This window comes from Pararhizobium sp. PWRC1-1 (assembly GCF_049897905.1).
Lineage (GTDB): Bacteria > Pseudomonadota > Alphaproteobacteria > Rhizobiales > Rhizobiaceae > Pararhizobium.
This window is the reverse complement of record NZ_JAFCXE010000048.1, coordinates 1-16,253: the sequence shown is the minus strand read 5'-3', so window position 1 is coordinate 16,253 and position 16,253 is coordinate 1. Positions and strand designations below refer to the sequence as shown.

Genomic DNA, 16,253 nt, shown 5'->3' with positions numbered 1-16,253 from the left:
AGCCAGCAAACGGTCTCCAACGACCGGGATCCCGACGGCCTTCCGCCCGCCCCCATTAAAGCACAGTTCAGACACACAGGATTCCTGTGACAGGCACAGGAATGACGGAGGTTTTGGCATCGCGCAATTTCCCAAATGAACTGCCAAATGATGAGAAAATGACCTTATCACCAGCCTTACCCTGTCGCGGGAACGCGACAGGGTAAGGCTGTCAATAATCAGTCCGCCCGGTCCCAGTCAGGCGCCAGGCCGCCGGGGCTGACGATGCGGCCGTTGGGGCGGGCGAGTTTGTGGACCGCGGCCATCTCGTCGTTGGTAAGATCGAAATCGAAAATATCGAAATTCTCCTTCAGGCGGCTTTCGGTTGCCGTTTTCGACAGGGTGATTACATCCTTCTGTTGGGTCAGCCAGCGCAACACCACCTGGGCTGCGGTCTTGCCGTGCCTGGCACCGATATCTTTCAGCAGCGGCTCGCTCGGCACCTTGCCATCGGCCATGGCGTAGTAGGCGGTGATCGACATGCCGGTTAAGCGGGCGGCTTCCAGAACCTTCGTCTGGTCGAGATAGGGGTGGTATTCGATCTGGTTGGTGGCGAGCGGCGCTTCGCTGAGCTCGACCGACTGCGCCATCAGCGCCGTGTTGAAATTGCTGACACCGATATTCTTCACCTTGCCGGCCTTTTTCACTGCGTTCAGCGCGCCGATCTGCTCGGCCAGCGGCACGCCGCTGCTCGGCCAATGCAAAAGCAGCAGATCGACATAATCGGTGCGCAGCTTCTTCAGGCTTTCATCGACGGAGGCGAGGAAGTCGGCATGCTTGTAGTGATCGACCCAGACCTTGGTGGTGAGGAAGATATCGCCGCGCGCAACGCCGGAGGACTCGATGGCTTCGCCGACCTCCGCCTCGTTGCGATAGATTTGCGCCGTATCGATATGGCGGAAACCGAGCTTGATCGCCTGCGGCACGATGCGCAGCACGTCCGGGCCGGGCAGACGGAAGGTGCCGAAGCCGAGAACGGGGATATTGGCGCCGTTGGCGCTGACTGTCTGCATGGAAATGTCCTTTCAGGGAGGAGACCCGGCACGTGGCCGGGTCCGGAATGATGTCGTTATAGATGTGGCGTGAGCCGTGTTGGTCAAGCCGTGTTGGTCAGGCCGCTTGGGCAATCGGCTCCGGCTTGCGGTCGAGCATGCCGCTGATGACGGTGAGCACCAGGGCACCGGCGACCAGGATCGCGCCGACCCATGGCGTTGCCTGCAGCCCGAGCGGCGAGGCCACCACCAGACCGCCGATCCAGGCGCCGGCAGCAATGCCGAGGTTAAAGGCGGCAATGTTGAGCGCCGAGGCGACATCGACGGCGCCGGGACGATGCTGCTTGGCCAGTTGCACCACATAGAGCTGCAAGCCGGGCACATTGGCAAATGACAGGAAGCCGAGTGCTGCAAGCGTGATCAGGGCAGGGATGGCCGAGACCGAGGTGAAGGAGAAGATCACCAGCACGGCAGCCTGGGCGGCAAACAGCCAGATCAGCGCCTTCACCGGATTGCGGTCGGCGAGGCGGCCGCCGATGATGTTGCCGGCAGCGATCGCCAGGCCATAGAGCACCAGAACGAGGCTGACGGAGGAGGCGGCAAAGCCGGTGACGTCCTGCAGCATCGGTGCCAGGAAGGTGAAGGTGACGAACGTGCCGCCATAACCGAGCGCCGTCATGCCGAAGACCAGAAGCAGGCGGCCCGAACCGAGCACGCGAACCTGATCGAGAATGCTGGCCGGTGCCGCCTTCGACAGGGTGGAGGGCAACAGGGCAGCGATTGCGGTCAGAGCAATGACGCCGAGGCCTGCGACGGCCCAAAAGGTGGCGCGCCAGCCGAATGTCTGGCCGATGAGGGTGCCGAGCGGAACGCCGGTGACGATGGCGACGGTCAGCCCCATGAACATCAGCGCGATCGCTGAGGCACGGCGATTTTCCGGCACGAGATCGGCGGCAATGGTGGCGCCGACGGAGAAGAACACGCCATGCGCAAAGGCCGAAAGCACGCGGGCGATCAGCAATGTCTCATAGGACGGGCTGAGTGCGGCCATGGCATTGCCGGCAATGAACAGCGCCATCAGGCCGAGAAGCAGCGGCTTGCGCTCGATGCGGCCGGTGAGCGCGGTGAGGATCGGGGCACCGAAGGTGACGCCGAGCGCATAGATCGAGACGATCAATCCTGCCAGCGGCAAAGTAATGCCGAGATCGGTGGCGACGGTCGGCAACAGGCCGACGATGACGAATTCCGTGGTTCCGATCGCATAGGCCGCGATCGTCAATGCAAACAGGGCAAGAGGCATGGGAGCACCTTTATCGCCGGTGGGAGGCCCGGCGTGTTGGTGGCGGCGCACCGGATATCCGGGCCGTCATGGGTTTCGTTGAGTGGAATATGGGCCAAAGGCACTTGCGCGATAATCCATGGGAATGGATAAATGCCTGTGAATTGAATTCACAGGAAGCGATGCGATGGACAATCGGGCTGGCGAAATGGAGGTCTTCGTCACGGCCGCCGAGGCTAAAAGCTTTTCAGCGGCCGGACGGCGGCTGAGGCTGTCGCCATCGGCGGTCAGCAAGCTGGTCACCCGCATCGAGGACCGGCTCGGCACCCGCCTTCTGGTGCGCACCACGCGGTCGCTGCTTCTGACACCGGAGGGCGAAATCTATCTCGCCCGGGCGCAGCGCATCCTGGCGGAAATCGCCGAGACCGAACAGCTCGTTTCCGGCGGCGGGCTGGCAACGCCGCGCGGACTTCTGCGGGTGAACGCCACCGTCGGCTTTGGCGAGCGCTACATCATACCGCTGGCGGGTGAGTTCCTGGCGCTCTATCCGGAGGTGCGGCTTGAACTGTCGCTGACGGATGGGGTCATCGACCTGATCGAGGAGCGCACCGACATCGCCATCCGGGTCGGGCCGATGCGGGACTCAAGCCTGAAAGCGCGAAAGCTTCTCGACAGTCACCGCATCACGGTGGCGACGCCGCAATACCTTAAGCGTCATGGCACCCCGCAGCGGCCGGATGATCTCGCTGCGCACAATTGCATCACCTTCACCTTTGGCCGCAATCCCGGTGAATGGCTGTTTCGCGATCCGGCGTCCAACGCGCTCTATACGCGCCCGGCTCCCGGCAATGTGCAGGCCTCCAGCGGCTCGATCGCCCGCAACCTGTGCCTGACGGGGCTCGGCATTGCCCGCATCGGCAAATTCGATGTCGATCCGGATATCGGCAACGGCAGGCTGGTCGAAGTGCTTGAGGATTACAATCCGCACGAACCGGAGCAGGTCCACGCGGTCTTTACCGGCCACGAACATCTCGCAGCCCGCATCCGCGCCTTCATCGATTTTCTTGCCGCAAAGATGGACTAGGAATTTGCTGACTTGCTTCGCCTCTATGCCGATGCACTGCGTTTCCGAATAGAAATGCAGGTATCGGGTGGTGATTGCACCGCTTGACTGATCAGTTCGCTCTGGCAGTTTGGGCAAGCAGGCCCCACATGCTTTCTTTCTGACACTGTCCTGCCGAGACGAGATACCGATGCCCCAACCGCGAAAAATGTCCCTGACGCCGGATATGGTGGCGCTCTGCCATCGCGATATCGCCGATCCCGGCCCGGATGGACGATGGACCGCGATCAGCGACGAGCAATATCGCGATCTTGCCGTAGCGCTTGAGCGGGAAAGCCATGGCGAGCCACTTTGGGTGTTTGCCTATGGTTCGCTGATCTGGAAGCCGGAATTCGAGGCGACCGACCGGCAGCGGGCGACGGCCTTCGGCTGGCACCGGTCGTTCTGTCTGCATATCAACCGCTGGCGCGGCTCGCATGATCAGCCCGGTTTGATGATGGCATTGGAACGCGGCGGCCGCTGCGACGGGGTCATCTACCGGCTGCCGGACAACGACCGCGCCGCCCAGATCGAACGCATGCTGCGCCGCGAAGTCAGCGCCGTCGAGAATATCGATGCCGTCCGGTGGATATCGGTCAAATCCGAAAATGGCCCCTGCCGGGCTCTGGGTTTCTGGGTGGGGGCGACCGGCGAGCGGATCCGTTCCCGCCTGCCGCTGGACGAGGTGGCGGGCGTTCTGGCCCGGGCTTGCGGACATTTCGGATCGGGTGCCGAATATCTCTACAACACCGTCTCGCATCTGGAGGATTTCGGCATTCACGACCGCAATCTCTGGCGCCTGCAGCAACTGGTGGCCGAGGAAATCAGGTCGATCCATCGCCAGACCCTGGAGCCGCAGGCGCGCTGACAGTGTGAGGAGAGACCGGTCATGGCCGAGAATCAAGCCGAACTGCCCGTACTGGCTTTCGCAGATGCCGCCGAATGGGAAAGCTGGCTCGCCAGTCAGCCGCTGTCAGCGAGCGGGCTCTGGTTGAAATTTGCCAAGAAGGCGTCGGGCGTGTCCACCGTCTCCAAACCGGAGGCGATCGATATAGCACTGTGCCATGGCTGGATCGACGGCCAGCTGAAACCGTTTGACGACAATTACTGGCTGATCCGCTTCACGCCACGGCGGCCGAAAGGCAAATGGTCAGCGATCAACTGCAAGCGGGCAGAGGCCCTGATCGAGGCGGGGCGCATGCGTCCGGCCGGCCATGCGGAAATCGAACGGGCGAAGGCAGATGGGCGTTGGGAGGTTGCCTATCAGTCCCAGAGCACGATCACCGTACCGGCCGACCTGCAGCAGGCGCTCAATGGAAACGAAGGTGCCAAAACCCTGTTCGGCACGCTGGACAACGCCAACCGCTACGCCGTTCTCTATCGCGTTCACACCGCCAACAAGCCGGAAACCCGCGCGCGCATCATCGAAAGGCTGGTCGCCATGCTTGGCCGTGGCGAAACCATCCATCCCCGCCGCGGTAAGCCCTGACGTTCAGTGCTCAGCGCGCTGCGTCCCATGGGCCCGCACGATCGCATCGGCCTCCTTGCCGTAGAGTTCTTCGAAATGATCGAAGGTCTTGCAGAAATAGCCGATGCCTTGCGTGGCCGAACGCAACGCGCGCGCCAGCTCGTCAAGCGCGCCTCCCGGAACAAGGGCGCGAAAAATATCCCAGCCCTTGGCGGTCTCATCCCGGTCGAAGCCGAGCACCTGTCCCTTCAGCGACGAGACGATCTGCACCAGATTGCCCGAATAGACAGAGGGAATGTGGATCTCGCTGCGGAACACCGGCTGCATCAACACGGCCGCACCTTCCAACAACGCCTGCCGCACGCCCATCTTCGAGGCGGAGCGGAACGCATGTTCGGAACTGTCGACCGCGTGGTGCTGGCCGTCCGTCAGCGTCACACCGACATCGATGACCGCAAAGCCCAGTGGGCCTTTCTCCATCGCCTCATGCGCACCTGCCTCCACGGCTGGAATGTAGTTTCGCGGAACCACACCGCCCTTGACGGTTTCGATAAAGGAAAATCCCTGGCCGCGGCCATTGGGATGAATGGTCAGCTTCACATCGGCAAACTGCCCGGCACCGCCGGTCTGCTTGCGGTGGCGGTAGTGGACTTCGGCAGGTTTCGAGATTGTCTCGCGATAGACCGGGGTCGGCGCGCGCTCGGTCGCGGTCACGTGAAAGACGTCGGACAGGGTACGCAGGAGATCGCGCAGATGCACCGGCCCCTGGGCACAAACCATCTGGGCGCCGGTTCCTTCTTCCTGCAGGATCTTGAGGCTGCGATCGGTTTCCGACAGTTTTGCCAGCGTTTCCGAAAGCTTGTTCTCGTCGCGCTCGCTGCCCGGTACCAATATCCTTTCCAGCATCGGCGTCGGCGCTTGCGTCCATTCGGGTGGAGAAAGGGCGGCCTCAGCCGTCAAAAGCGCCGGCACAGACAGGTGGTCGGATTTGACCGTCGCGAATAGATCGCCGGCCAATGGCGCAAACGCCGCATTGCCCTTGCCGTTGGCGGGATCCTGCACGGCACCCAGCCCAGAACCACCCAGAGAGGCGCCTTGCTTGAGCCCGTCACCAAGCGCGCGTGCCAACACTGTCTTGCCGATATTCTGGCGATGATAGGCATGAAAGCTGACGGCCTTGAGCTTGCTCTTGTCGACGTTGCTGGCTGCAGCAAGACGCTCGCGCAATGCATCTACCGGCGGCGCCTCGTGGCGCAACGCCTTCATCAGCCGCATAATGCCATTGCCATGGCTGGCGGCCCCGATCAGCACCGGGATGATTTTGTTTTCCCGTAACACGCGCGTCGAGATAGCATAGAGCGCATCGCTCGGCGGCTCGCGGTCCTCGATCAGTTCTTCCAACAGCCAGTCGTCGAATTCCGACAGATGTTCCAAAAGTTCGGTGCGGGCCTCATGCTCCCGCTCGGAGGTGCTGTCGGGAATGGCGATCAGTGCCGAGGTCTGGCCTTCGCGGTAGCGCCACGCCCGCTCGGAAATCAGGTCGCAGCTGCCGACGATCCGGTCGCCCTCGCGGATCGGGATCTGACGCAGCAACAGCGTGTGGCTGGCATAGTCCTGAAGCGCTGCGATCACGTCCCGCAACCGGCCCCTCGGCTCGTCCATCCGGTTGACGAAGAGGATGCAGGGCGTTCCCGACGCTTCGATCATCCGCAGATAAGGCGCCGCAAGCACGGCCTCTTCCGGCGCCGGTGACACGCAGAGAATGCAGGCATCGCTGGCCAGAAGCGCGTGTTGCGCATGGGCAAGCGCCTCGTTCAGCCCCGGCGTATCCAGCCCACACCAGGCTTCGTTGCCGAAGGTGAACTCGGTGAGGTTCAGTCCATAGGGAGAGATGGATTTTCTCGGGGATGCCTCCAGCGAGCCGAGCTTTTCCACGATCGTCGATTTTCCGGTCTGCGACGGTCCAAGTACAGTAAAGCAGCGCATGGGCGGTCCTCCAACAGCCATAAGCTCAATTCTCTGTGGTGATAGGATGCCCTGAACCGGGGCCGCGCGCCAGAGGGCTGTTTGTCAGGTTGCGTGCAATTTTTGCCGAATAGGCCATCGTGGCGCACATGCCGGCGGGGAATCGGATAGATTGACTGTGATACGGGTTGACAACCCGGCGGCGGAGAGGCCCGTTGCCATGCGATGGACGGCGGGGTCCTGAACGACAGGCAACAGACCCCTGTCCTATAGGAGTGGCACCATCCGATGACGCATCCCCGGACGGACAAGCGCCAGAGACTGCCTTGCCGCCATGCCGGACCGATCGGCATGGCTGTCGTTGCGGCAGCTTTGGTGTTTCCCACGGTCGCCCTTGCCGAAGATCCGATGCTGTTGATCGACCGCGATGGTTTCATACTGCGGGCGCATCTGCAGGCCGGGATCAATGCCGTAGCCGAGCAGAACCTGTTCTGGAACTATGCCGATATCTTCGCCCCCGATGCGGATTTCGATTCCGACTCGGATTGGCTCGAAGGTTATCTGATGCCCGGCCTGAGTTTCACCCAGCAGGTTGGCGCTGGTCTCGCCATCTACGGCAAGATCTCGGCCGTCGCATCGGGCACGATCGGCATTGATGCCTTCGCTGTCGGCAATACCGGCCGCCTGACATTGGAGGAGGGCTATCTCGGTATCCGCTCCGAAGATGATGGCAGCGATCCGGCCTTCGACCTGTCGCTCGGTCCACGCGAGTTCAAGGCCGGCACCGGCATGCTGATTGCCAATGGCGGCACCAGCGGCTTCGAACGCGGCGCCCTGAAGCTTGGGCCGCGCAAGGCGTGGGAAGATGCACCCTTGCCCGGTTCGATGCCGGCCCGTGTCCGCCACCGCCTTCTACCTCGATGCCAATGAGTTGAAGCGAAACGACAGCGGCACCCGCATCGTCGGCGGCGATATCCGCTATGATGGCGAATCCGAGACCTATGCCGGCCTGACTTTCGGCTATGTGCCGCAATCGAACGCGCCTTATCCCAAGGCTGCTCCCGACGGCATCGGCGTGCCGGCGATCCTGCCGGGCGCCCGCGACGGCCTGACGTTCGTCAATCTCTACGGCCGCGCCAATCCGTTCGACAATGTCTTCGTTGCCGGCGATTTCGCCTATGAGTGGAACGACGCCATCGACATGCAGGCCTATGCCTTTGGTGTTCAGGCCGGTTACACCTTTGCCGAGCTCTCCTGGACCCCGACCCTTGCCTATGGCTACCAGAGCTTTTCCGGCGACGACCCGTCGACCTCGAAGCTCGAACGGTTCGATCCGCTCTATTTCGAGGGAAGCCCCAGCGCCTGGTCGACAGGTTCGAAATCATCGATGGTCTTCATCAATTCCAACGTCAACGCCCACCAGGTGAGCCTCAGTGTCCGCCCGACCGAACGGGATACGCTGACGCTGCGCTATGCCCGTGTCGGTGCCAACCAGTTGAAAAGCCCGATCCAGTTTGGCCAGGGCACCCGCATCGAGCTTGCCAATGGCGTTCCCAATCCAGTCGCCGGTGTCACCAAGAAACACCTCACCGACGACGTCTACCTCGAATACAATCGCGTCGTGAATGCCAATACCTACCTCACTGCCGGGTTCAGCGTGTCGTTTCCGGGTGCCGGGCTGGACGGTATGATTGGTAAAAAAGCACCGACCTGGACAGGAGGCTTCATCAATGTGGTCGTCAATTTTTAAGATCAGCACCGCAATCGCCCTTGCCACCCTGTCGATGCCGGTCTTGAGCCATGCACAGGGGGCAGCGATGACGGCCGAGCAATCCGATCCGAAGGCGCTCGGCTGGATGGTGGGCGCCCCGCCGCCGGCCGGCAAGATCATCCGCTTTTCCGATCCGGATTATTTCAGCTTCCCGAAGATGCGCTGGACCGTCTGCCATTTCCGCCAGCTGATGCCGACAGTCGGCGTCAGCCGCGGCCTCGGCGCGCCACGCCCCCTGGAGCGGACGATCGACGCGGCAATTGATAGTCTCACCTTTACGCCGACGGGCGCAGCCGCACCGATGACCTGGGCGCAGTCGCTATCTGCCAACTATACCGATGGCATCGTCGTCCTGCATGAGGGCAAGGTCGTCTACGAGCGCTATTCCGGCTGCCTCGATGAGACCGGCCAGCATGGCGCGATGTCGGTGACGAAATCGCTGACCGGGCTGCTCGGCGAAATGCTGGTGGCGGATGGCAAGCTCGATGAAACGGCAAAGGTCGCCACCATCGTGCCGGAATTGTCAAAGAGCGCCTTTGGCGATGCGACGGTGCGCCAGGTGCTCGATATGACCACCGGCCTGCGCTACAGCGAGGATTATGCCGACCCCAATGCCGATGTCTGGACCTATTCGGCGGCCGGAAATCCCTTGCCAAAACCGGCCGGTTACAAAGGCCCACAAAGCTATTTCGAATATCTCCAGACCGTCGCCAAGCAAGGCGAGCACGGCGTTGCCTTCGGCTACAAGACGATCAACACCGATGCGCTTGGCTGGATCATCGCGCGCGTCAGCGGCACGTCGGTTGCCGATCTGCTGTCGGAGCGTCTCTGGAGCAGGATGGGCGCCGAGCAGGATGCTTATTACACGGTCGATTCCACCGGTACGCCATTTGCCGGCGGCGGTCTGAACGCCGGTTTGCGTGACATGGCTAGGATTGGCCAGCTGCTGCTCGATGACGGCGTTATCAACGGCGAACGGCTGGTGCCGGAGGCCGCGATCAAGAGCATCAGCGGTGGCGGCGACAAGGCGGCGTTCGAAAAGGCCGGCTATGCCAATCTTCCCGGCTGGAGCTATCGCGGCATGTGGTGGGTGTCGCATAATGCGCACGGCGCTTACATGGCGCGCGGCGTGCACGGCCAGTCGATCTATATCGACCCGACGGCCCGCATGGTCATTGCCCGCTTCTCCTCGCATCCGACAGCCGGCAACGCCGCCAACGACCCGACCACGCTGCCGGCCTTCGAGGCGGTTGCCGAACATCTGATGAAAAAGCCGTAATCCTCCGGTGGGCGGTCGATGCCTATCGCTTGACCGCGACCACGAACAGGCGCGGGAATTTCAGCAGCACGCGCCCGTCCGCAAGCGGCGGATAGGCCTCGCGGATGCGTCGGAGATAGGCCGCCAGATAGGCTTCGCGCGCGTCGGCCGGCAACGCGTCGAGATAGGGGCGAAGGCCGGTGCCCTTGACCCATTCGACGATGGCTTCGGCGTTTGCCAGCCGATGATAATAGATCGTGTGCCAGACATCGATCTTGATGCATTTTGATTCCAGGCGGTCGAGATAGACGGAAGGTGCTGGCAGGGTGGCGCGGCGCTGGCCGCCATTCGGATAATATTGCGAAAACCGCGGGTCTTCCGCCAGTTCCCGCATTGAGGCATGCGACGGCTCGTCGAGATTATCAGGCATCTGCACGGCAATCGTGCCGCCGGGGATCAGTTGGCCCATCAGCCGCTCGATCGTGGCCAGATGATCCGGCAGCCATTGAAACACGGCATTGGCGAACAGCAGAACGGCAGGTTTTGGTGGCGCCCATTGCGTCAGGTCGCCCTTTTCGAAGCGTGTATGGGTCATGCGCTTGCGCGCCGCCATCAGCATGTTTTCATCGCTGTCGATACCGGTCAGCATATAGGCCGGGAAGCGGTCGTGGATCAGCTCGGTCGAATTACCAGGCCCGCAACCGAGATCATAGAGCGCGCCATCCGGCAGGTTGGGGATCTGGTCGAGCAGGTCGCGGGCCGGCCGGGTGCGCTCGTCCTCGAATTTCATATATTGTTCGGCAGACCAAGACATGGGATGTCCTTCAGGTGTTGGAGCAGTTCCAGCAAAAGTGCGGAGCGGTTTTGCGTCCGGAAATGCGTAAAACAAAAATACTTCAGAGGCTTTCCAGCGACGGCAGGATCAGCGAGGGGCCGAAATCGGCATATTCGTCCGGCATGTTGGCCCGGTTGATCCAGACGGTGCGGAAGCCGAATTTGGTGGCGCCGGCAATGTCCCAGCGGTTGGACGACTGGAACGAGACGGCATCGGGATAGAGCCGGTAGGTGGTCGTCACCATATCGTAGACCGCAGGCGCGGTCTTGAAGGCTTTCACCGTCTCGACCGAAAAGATGTCGTCAATGATCAGATCGAGCCCGGCTTTCTTCACCGCCGATTGCAGCATTTGCGGCGTGCCGTTCGACAGGATGGCGATGCGGGCGCCGCGATCCTTCAGATGTTTCAGCACACTGGGTACTTCCGGATAGCAGTCGAGATGCCAGTAGGCGTCGAGCAGCGCTGCCTTGAGTTTCTTGTCAGCGGAGGGAAACCGGGCAAAGGCATAGTCCAGCGATTGCTCGGTCAGCGCCCAGAAATCGGTATAGGTGCCCATCAGGGTGCGGATCCAGGAATATTCCAGCTGCTTGGCCCGCCAGAGATCGGAAAAGGCCTGGCCGTCAGGCCCCATCGCGCCCGCATGCCTGCGCACCGCCGCGTGCACGTCGAACAGCGTGCCATAGGCATCGAACACATAGGCAGCATGAGACATCGAACTCTCCCGTCATTCCCTTGGCACCACTCTCCTTCAATACACGAAACAGAGCTGTCAGCGCCTTGATTGATCGCGTTTTTTTGCCTGGCCGTTCCCTTGAGCTTGAGGCATCACGCAATCACCGCTTGAATACGGTTCTTGGCTTGGATCATGTCAAAAATTTGTGCAATGCACAATATTTCTCGAAGGCAATCCGATCAACTCTTTGCGGGTTTCCAGACCTTGGCGGGAAACCGCAACGCCTGCTTGGCAAGCCGTCCCTTGAGACCGAGCATGGTGTCGCAAAGCCCGGTCACATGCCGGTTCGGTTTGGCCTCCGGCCGCAGCCCGTGCAACGCGGCCGCTGCATCCTCCGGCTCCATGGTGCGGGCGAGGATGCCGAGCGTCAGCGCCGTCGACCGGCCGATGCCACGCAGGCAGTGTATGAGCAGATGCGCGTCCTGCGGCAGGCCATCGACAAAGGCAAAGGCCCGCTCGATATGGGCGGGCTTTGCCGCATCCGCTTCGTCGGGATCGGTGGCGTCGCCGAACAGCAGTTCCAGATGCCGCTCCGCCGGCAGGTCGATCATCGACAGAAGTTTGGTCCCCGGCGCCCGGATCGAGATCAGATGGCTCGGCGCCCAGATAGCCTTGTTGTGCCGTGCCTCGGTCTGCGAAGCGACGATCATCCGCACCGGCCAACCATTCGGATGCGCCGTATCGGTCGCAAGCAAGGGCGCATAGAGCGCTTCTGCCTGCTTCTCCTGCCTTTCCGCTGCCAGTGCCATCGTTCGCCTCGTGATTCCGTTGCCGTACGGCTCGAAAATATCAGCGACAGCGGGGTCTGGGGAAGAGGGACGTGACGAATGCAACCACGGCGGGATGTTGCGGCTATTTTGCCGCTTGCAAGATTGCCCGTCCGATCTAAAAAGAAAGACTATTGGGGAGCATGGCATTCAGTGACGCAAACGGTCGAAACTTTCATCACGCGCTGGCAGGGACAGGAAGGCGGGCAGGAGCGGGCAAACTACGCATTGTTCCTGACCGAACTGTGCGATCTGCTCGGTCTGGCTCATGCCGATCCGGCCTCGGCGACGACCGAAGGCAATGATTATGTCTTTTAACGCGCCGTGCGGGAAAACGGCCGCGACGGCAGCGTCTCCAACAAGCGCATCGACCTCTACAAGCGCAACAGCTTCATCCTCGAGGCCAAGCAGAGCCGCCTGTCCGGCGACAAGAAGCTGATCGATCCGGCCGACGCGCCGTCGTTGCCCGGAATTGCCGCCGCCCAGCGTGGCCGCCGTGGTGCCGGTCGCGCCTGGGACGTGCTGATGCTGAATGCGCGCCAGCAGGCCGAAAATTACGTGCGCCTGCTACCGGCAGCCCATGAGCCGCCGCCCTTCGTGCTCGTCTGCGATGTCGGCCATTGCATCGAGGTCTATGCCAATTTCCGCCGCGATGGCAAAGCCTACGACCAGTTTCCCGACCGCCGCTCCTTCCGCATCTACCTCGAAGACCTGCGCGATCCCGCGGTTCGTGAGCGCCTCGTTGCCATCTGGCGCGATCCGCTGTCGCTTGACCCTTCCCGCCATGCCGCTCGGGTGACGCGCGAGATCGCCGGTCGCATCGCCAAGGTCTCCAAGGCACTGGAGGAGGCTGGCCATCCGACTGAAGAGGTGGCGATGTTCCTGATGCGCGTGCTCTTCACCATGTTTGCCGAGGATGTCGAGCTCTTGCCGAAGGAGAGTTTTAAAAATCTCCTGAAGGACTGTGCCGCAAAACCGGAGATCTTTCCCGGCATGATGGAAGATCTCTGGAAGGCAATGGACGAGGGCGGCTTTACCGCGACGATCCGCGAGAAGTTCAAGAAATTCAACGGCGAATTTTTCAAGAAGCGCCGGGCGCTGAAGCTGGCGAAAGAAGAGATCGGCGAACTGGCGGCAGCGGCCAGCTATGACTGGAAGGATGTCGAGCCGGCGATCTTCGGAACCTTCCTCGAGCAGGCGCTCGATCCCGACGACCGCCGCCGCCTTGGCGCCCACTATACGCCGCGTGCCTATGTCGAGCGACTGGTGATCGCCACCGTCATCGATCCGCTGCGGGCCGAGTGGGGGCAGGTGCTGTCGACGGCCGAGCGCCAGAAGGCCGAGGCTAGAGGCGATGCGGCGGTGAAAACCGTGCAGGCGTTCCATGACCGGCTCTGCGAGACGCGGGTGCTCGATCCCGCCTGCGGCACCGGAAACTTCCTTTATGTCTCGCTGGAACTGATGAAGCGGCTGGAAGGCGAGGTGCTGGAGGCGCTGGCCGATCTCGGCGGCCAGGAGGCGCTGACCGGGCTTGAAAGCCATACCGTCGATCCGCATCAGTTCCTTGGCATGGAGCTGAACCCGCGCGCGGCGGCGATTGCCGAGCTGGTGCTGTGGATCGGCCATCTGCAATGGCATTTCCGCACCAAGGGCGCTGCCCCCTCCGAGCCGATCCTGCGCGCCTTCCACAATATCCAGTGCATGGATGCGGTGCTGAAATGGGACGGCTATCCGCTGCCGCAGGTGGTGGATGGCAAGGAGACCTATCCCAACCCGCGCCGCCCGGACTGGCCGAAGGCGGACTATATCGTCGGCAATCCGCCCTTCATCGGCGGCAAGGATGTGCGCGCCCGCATGGGTGGCGCCTATGCCGAGGCGCTGTGGAAAGCCCACGACCATATGAACGAGAGCGCCGATTTCGTCATGTACTGGTGGGACCGCTCGGCTGAGCTTCTGCTGAAAAAGGGAACGTCGCTGAAACGCTTCGGCTACGTCACCACCAATTCCATCAGCCAGGTTTTCCAGCGCCGGGTGATGGAGCGCTATCTCAACGCCAAGAAGCCGGTCTCGCTGGTCATGGCCGTGCCTGATCACCCCTGGACCAAGGTCACCCGCGACAGCGCCGCCGTGCGCATCGCCATGACGGTGGCGGAGGCTGGAAAGCAGGATGGTCTGTTGCTGGAAGTGACGGCGGAAGAGGGCGTCGAGACCGACAGCCCGGTGATCCTGTTTGCGGAGAAAGAGGGCAGGATCAATTCGGATTTGACGGTTGGGGTGGATGTGACGGGTGCTGCTGAGTTGCAAGCAAACATGGCGTTGGGCCACGATGGTGTAAAGCTTCATGGTGAAGGTTTTATTGTTTCGCCAAACTTGGCAGAATATTTGGGCTTGGGCACAATTGAAGGGCTTGATGCATATATACGGCCCTATCGCAACGGTCGCGATATCGCGTATCGGTCGCGCGGAGAGCTGGTCATAGATTTCTTCGGTCTCGAGAAGGACGACGTTCGCACTAGGTTTCCTGCCGCTTATCAGCACTTGCTTGCGACCGTTAAGCCAGTTCGAGATACAAACAATCGGGCGTCGTATCGCGACCTCTGGTGGATATTCGGCGAACCTAGGCGAGAGCTCAGACCTGTCTTGCAAGGCTTGAGACAGTATATTGCAACAGTGGACACAGCCCGGCACAGAGTATTTCAGTTTCTTGATTCAAACATAATTTGTGTCGACAAGGCGGTCATCATCGCTGCGGATGACTCTTTTATTTTGGGTGTTCTCGGTTCGCGAACCCATGTTTTGTGGTCTCTTCGTGCAGGTGGCTGGCTCGGAGTCGGCAATGACTCTGTTTATACTAAGACGAGAACATTCGACCCCTTCCCATTCCCCGACGCTACTGACGAGCAGAAACAAACCATCGGCTCCATCGCCGAGGAACTCGATGCCCATCGCAAGCGCGTGCTCGAACAGCACCTGCACCTGACGTTGACCGGCCTTTACAACGTGCTCGAACGCCTGAAGGCAGGCGCAAGGCCCGATGATCTCGACGCCAAGGAGCGCCGGATCTTCGATGACGGGCTGGTGCTGATCATCAAGGAATTGCACGAACGGCTGGATGCGGCGGTGGCCGACGCCTATGGCTGGCCGGCCGATCTGCCGGAGGAACAGGTGCTGTCCAATCTCGTCGCGCTCAACAGAGAGCGGGCCAAGGAAGAAAAGCGCGGGGAGGTGAAGTGGCTGCGCCCGGATTACCAGATCAAGCGTTTCGGCTCGGAAAAGGAAAAGGCCAAACAGCTGGAGGCCGATTTCGGGACAGTGGCGCAACCCGCCGAAAAGGCCGGCCCCAAGCCCGCTTTCCCGCCCGACGACATCGCCCAGACCGGCCTGGTGATGAACGCGCTGATTTCCTCTGGCGGCACGCTCGACGCCGCCACCATCGCCGCCTCGTTCAAGCAGGGCCGCAAGGTCATGCCCGCCATTTCCAGCGTGCTGGTCTCGCTCTATCGCATGGGCCTGATTTCCACCCAGGACGGCGGCAAGACCTTCGCCTACCGCCGCGCGGCGTAATCCGGAGCGGCGGTGTTCGCCGAAAAAATCCCCTCCCCAACCCTCCCCACAAGGGGGAGGGAGCGACCTCGCTTGCCGGGCGCGCGGGTCATCTCGTTGACTTTTCAAGGGTCAGCATCCCCAGCCAGCATCCCCAGTCAGCATCCCAAGCCAGCTCGTCAAATCGGCACATCACGTCGGCTTCCAACGCTGGCTTTCGAAGTCAGCTTTTCACGCTGAAATTGCCGCGGGCGCGGTTTAACCCTCCCCCTTGTGGGGAGGGTCGCAGCGCAGCGCAGCGGAGGGGTCGCACGGCAAACACGTCACGCATGTGGGGCGACAGGCACAACCTCTCCTCCGTCATTCCCGTGCCCGTCACAGAGATCCTGTGTGTCTGAACTGTGCTTTAATGGGGGCGGGCGGAAGGCCGTCGGGATCCCGGTCGTTGGAGACCGTTTGCTGGCTCTGGTCCTCCGCCCGCTTTTGATACCCGAACCTGAA

14 protein-coding genes are annotated in these 16,253 nt (G+C 61.7%); 8 read left to right on the top strand and 6 right to left on the bottom strand.

The window, feature by feature from the left end:
- Positions 1 to 218 precede the first annotated feature (218 nt).
- Both ACP7E0_RS34290 and ACP7E0_RS34285 read right to left on the bottom strand, forming a co-directional pair.
- Complete coding sequence (locus ACP7E0_RS34290; protein WP_426131758.1) at positions 219 to 1,052, bottom strand: aldo/keto reductase; 834 nt, start codon at positions 1,050 to 1,052, stop codon at positions 219 to 221.
- A gap of 97 nt (positions 1,053 to 1,149) precedes the next feature.
- Entirely contained in the window at positions 1,150 to 2,331 is a 1,182-nt protein-coding gene (locus ACP7E0_RS34285; protein ID WP_426131756.1) for an MFS transporter, read from the bottom strand.
- 166 nt (positions 2,332 to 2,497) lie between these two features.
- On the opposite strand from ACP7E0_RS34285, the gene ACP7E0_RS34280 reads away from it, so the two are divergent.
- From ACP7E0_RS34280 to ACP7E0_RS34270, 3 genes are all read left to right on the top strand, one after another.
- Positions 2,498 to 3,394, top strand: a complete 897-nt coding sequence (locus ACP7E0_RS34280; RefSeq protein WP_426131754.1) for a LysR family transcriptional regulator — start codon at positions 2,498 to 2,500, stop codon at positions 3,392 to 3,394.
- A gap of 169 nt (positions 3,395 to 3,563) precedes the next feature.
- The gene (locus tag ACP7E0_RS34275) at positions 3,564 to 4,280 is read left to right on the top strand and encodes a gamma-glutamylcyclotransferase (protein ID WP_426131752.1); all 717 of its coding nucleotides are present in this window, start codon (positions 3,564 to 3,566) and stop codon (positions 4,278 to 4,280) included.
- Positions 4,281 to 4,301: 21 nt separating this feature from the next.
- Positions 4,302 to 4,901, top strand: a complete 600-nt coding sequence (locus tag ACP7E0_RS34270; protein ID WP_426131751.1) for a YdeI/OmpD-associated family protein — start codon at positions 4,302 to 4,304, stop codon at positions 4,899 to 4,901.
- Between the two features lie 3 nt (positions 4,902 to 4,904).
- On the opposite strand, the gene ACP7E0_RS34265 is transcribed toward ACP7E0_RS34270, so the two are convergent.
- Positions 4,905 to 6,866: an elongation factor G gene (locus tag ACP7E0_RS34265; protein ID WP_426131749.1), complete on the bottom strand. Its 1,962-nt coding sequence runs from the start codon at positions 6,864 to 6,866 to the stop codon at positions 4,905 to 4,907.
- Positions 6,867 to 7,133: 267 nt separating this feature from the next.
- Here ACP7E0_RS34265 and ACP7E0_RS34260 point away from each other — a divergent pair, with 267 nt between their 5' ends.
- The 3 genes from ACP7E0_RS34260 to ACP7E0_RS34250 are packed head-to-tail and all read left to right on the top strand — an operon-like array spanning position 7,134 to position 9,895.
- The gene (locus ACP7E0_RS34260; protein ID WP_426131747.1) at positions 7,134 to 7,775 is read left to right on the top strand and encodes a hypothetical protein; all 642 of its coding nucleotides are present in this window, start codon (positions 7,134 to 7,136) and stop codon (positions 7,773 to 7,775) included.
- Entirely contained in the window at positions 7,741 to 8,595 is an 855-nt protein-coding gene (locus tag ACP7E0_RS34255) for an alginate export family protein (protein ID WP_426131745.1), read from the top strand. Before ACP7E0_RS34260 ends, ACP7E0_RS34255 begins: the two co-directional genes overlap by 35 nt.
- 34 nt (positions 8,596 to 8,629) lie before the next feature.
- Positions 8,630 to 9,895, top strand: coding sequence for a serine hydrolase domain-containing protein (locus tag ACP7E0_RS34250; protein WP_426131759.1), 1,266 nt, complete (start codon positions 8,630 to 8,632; stop codon positions 9,893 to 9,895).
- Between the two features lie 22 nt (positions 9,896 to 9,917).
- Here the strand turns inward: ACP7E0_RS34250 and tam are convergent, their stop codons facing one another.
- The 3 genes from tam to ACP7E0_RS34235 all read right to left on the bottom strand — a co-directional run bounded on the left by tam (position 9,918) and on the right by ACP7E0_RS34235 (position 12,191).
- Positions 9,918 to 10,688, bottom strand: coding sequence for a trans-aconitate 2-methyltransferase (tam, locus tag ACP7E0_RS34245; RefSeq protein ID WP_426131743.1), 771 nt, complete (start codon positions 10,686 to 10,688; stop codon positions 9,918 to 9,920).
- Between the two features lie 82 nt (positions 10,689 to 10,770).
- Positions 10,771 to 11,421, bottom strand: coding sequence for a haloacid dehalogenase type II (locus tag ACP7E0_RS34240; protein ID WP_426131740.1), 651 nt, complete (start codon positions 11,419 to 11,421; stop codon positions 10,771 to 10,773).
- A gap of 200 nt (positions 11,422 to 11,621) precedes the next feature.
- Positions 11,622 to 12,191 carry a phosphatase gene (locus ACP7E0_RS34235; RefSeq protein ID WP_426131739.1) on the bottom strand — a complete coding sequence of 190 codons (570 nt, stop codon included), beginning with the start codon at positions 12,189 to 12,191 and terminating at the stop codon, positions 11,622 to 11,624.
- 171 nt (positions 12,192 to 12,362) lie between these two features.
- Between ACP7E0_RS34235 and ACP7E0_RS34230 the strand changes: the two genes are divergently transcribed.
- Positions 12,363 to 12,527 carry a hypothetical protein gene (locus tag ACP7E0_RS34230; RefSeq protein WP_426131737.1) on the top strand — a complete coding sequence of 55 codons (165 nt, stop codon included), beginning with the start codon at positions 12,363 to 12,365 and terminating at the stop codon, positions 12,525 to 12,527.
- Between the two features lie 6 nt (positions 12,528 to 12,533).
- The gene (locus tag ACP7E0_RS34225) at positions 12,534 to 15,773 is read left to right on the top strand and encodes a class I SAM-dependent DNA methyltransferase (protein WP_426131736.1); all 3,240 of its coding nucleotides are present in this window, start codon (positions 12,534 to 12,536) and stop codon (positions 15,771 to 15,773) included.
- Positions 15,774 to 16,253: the final 480 nt, after the last annotated feature.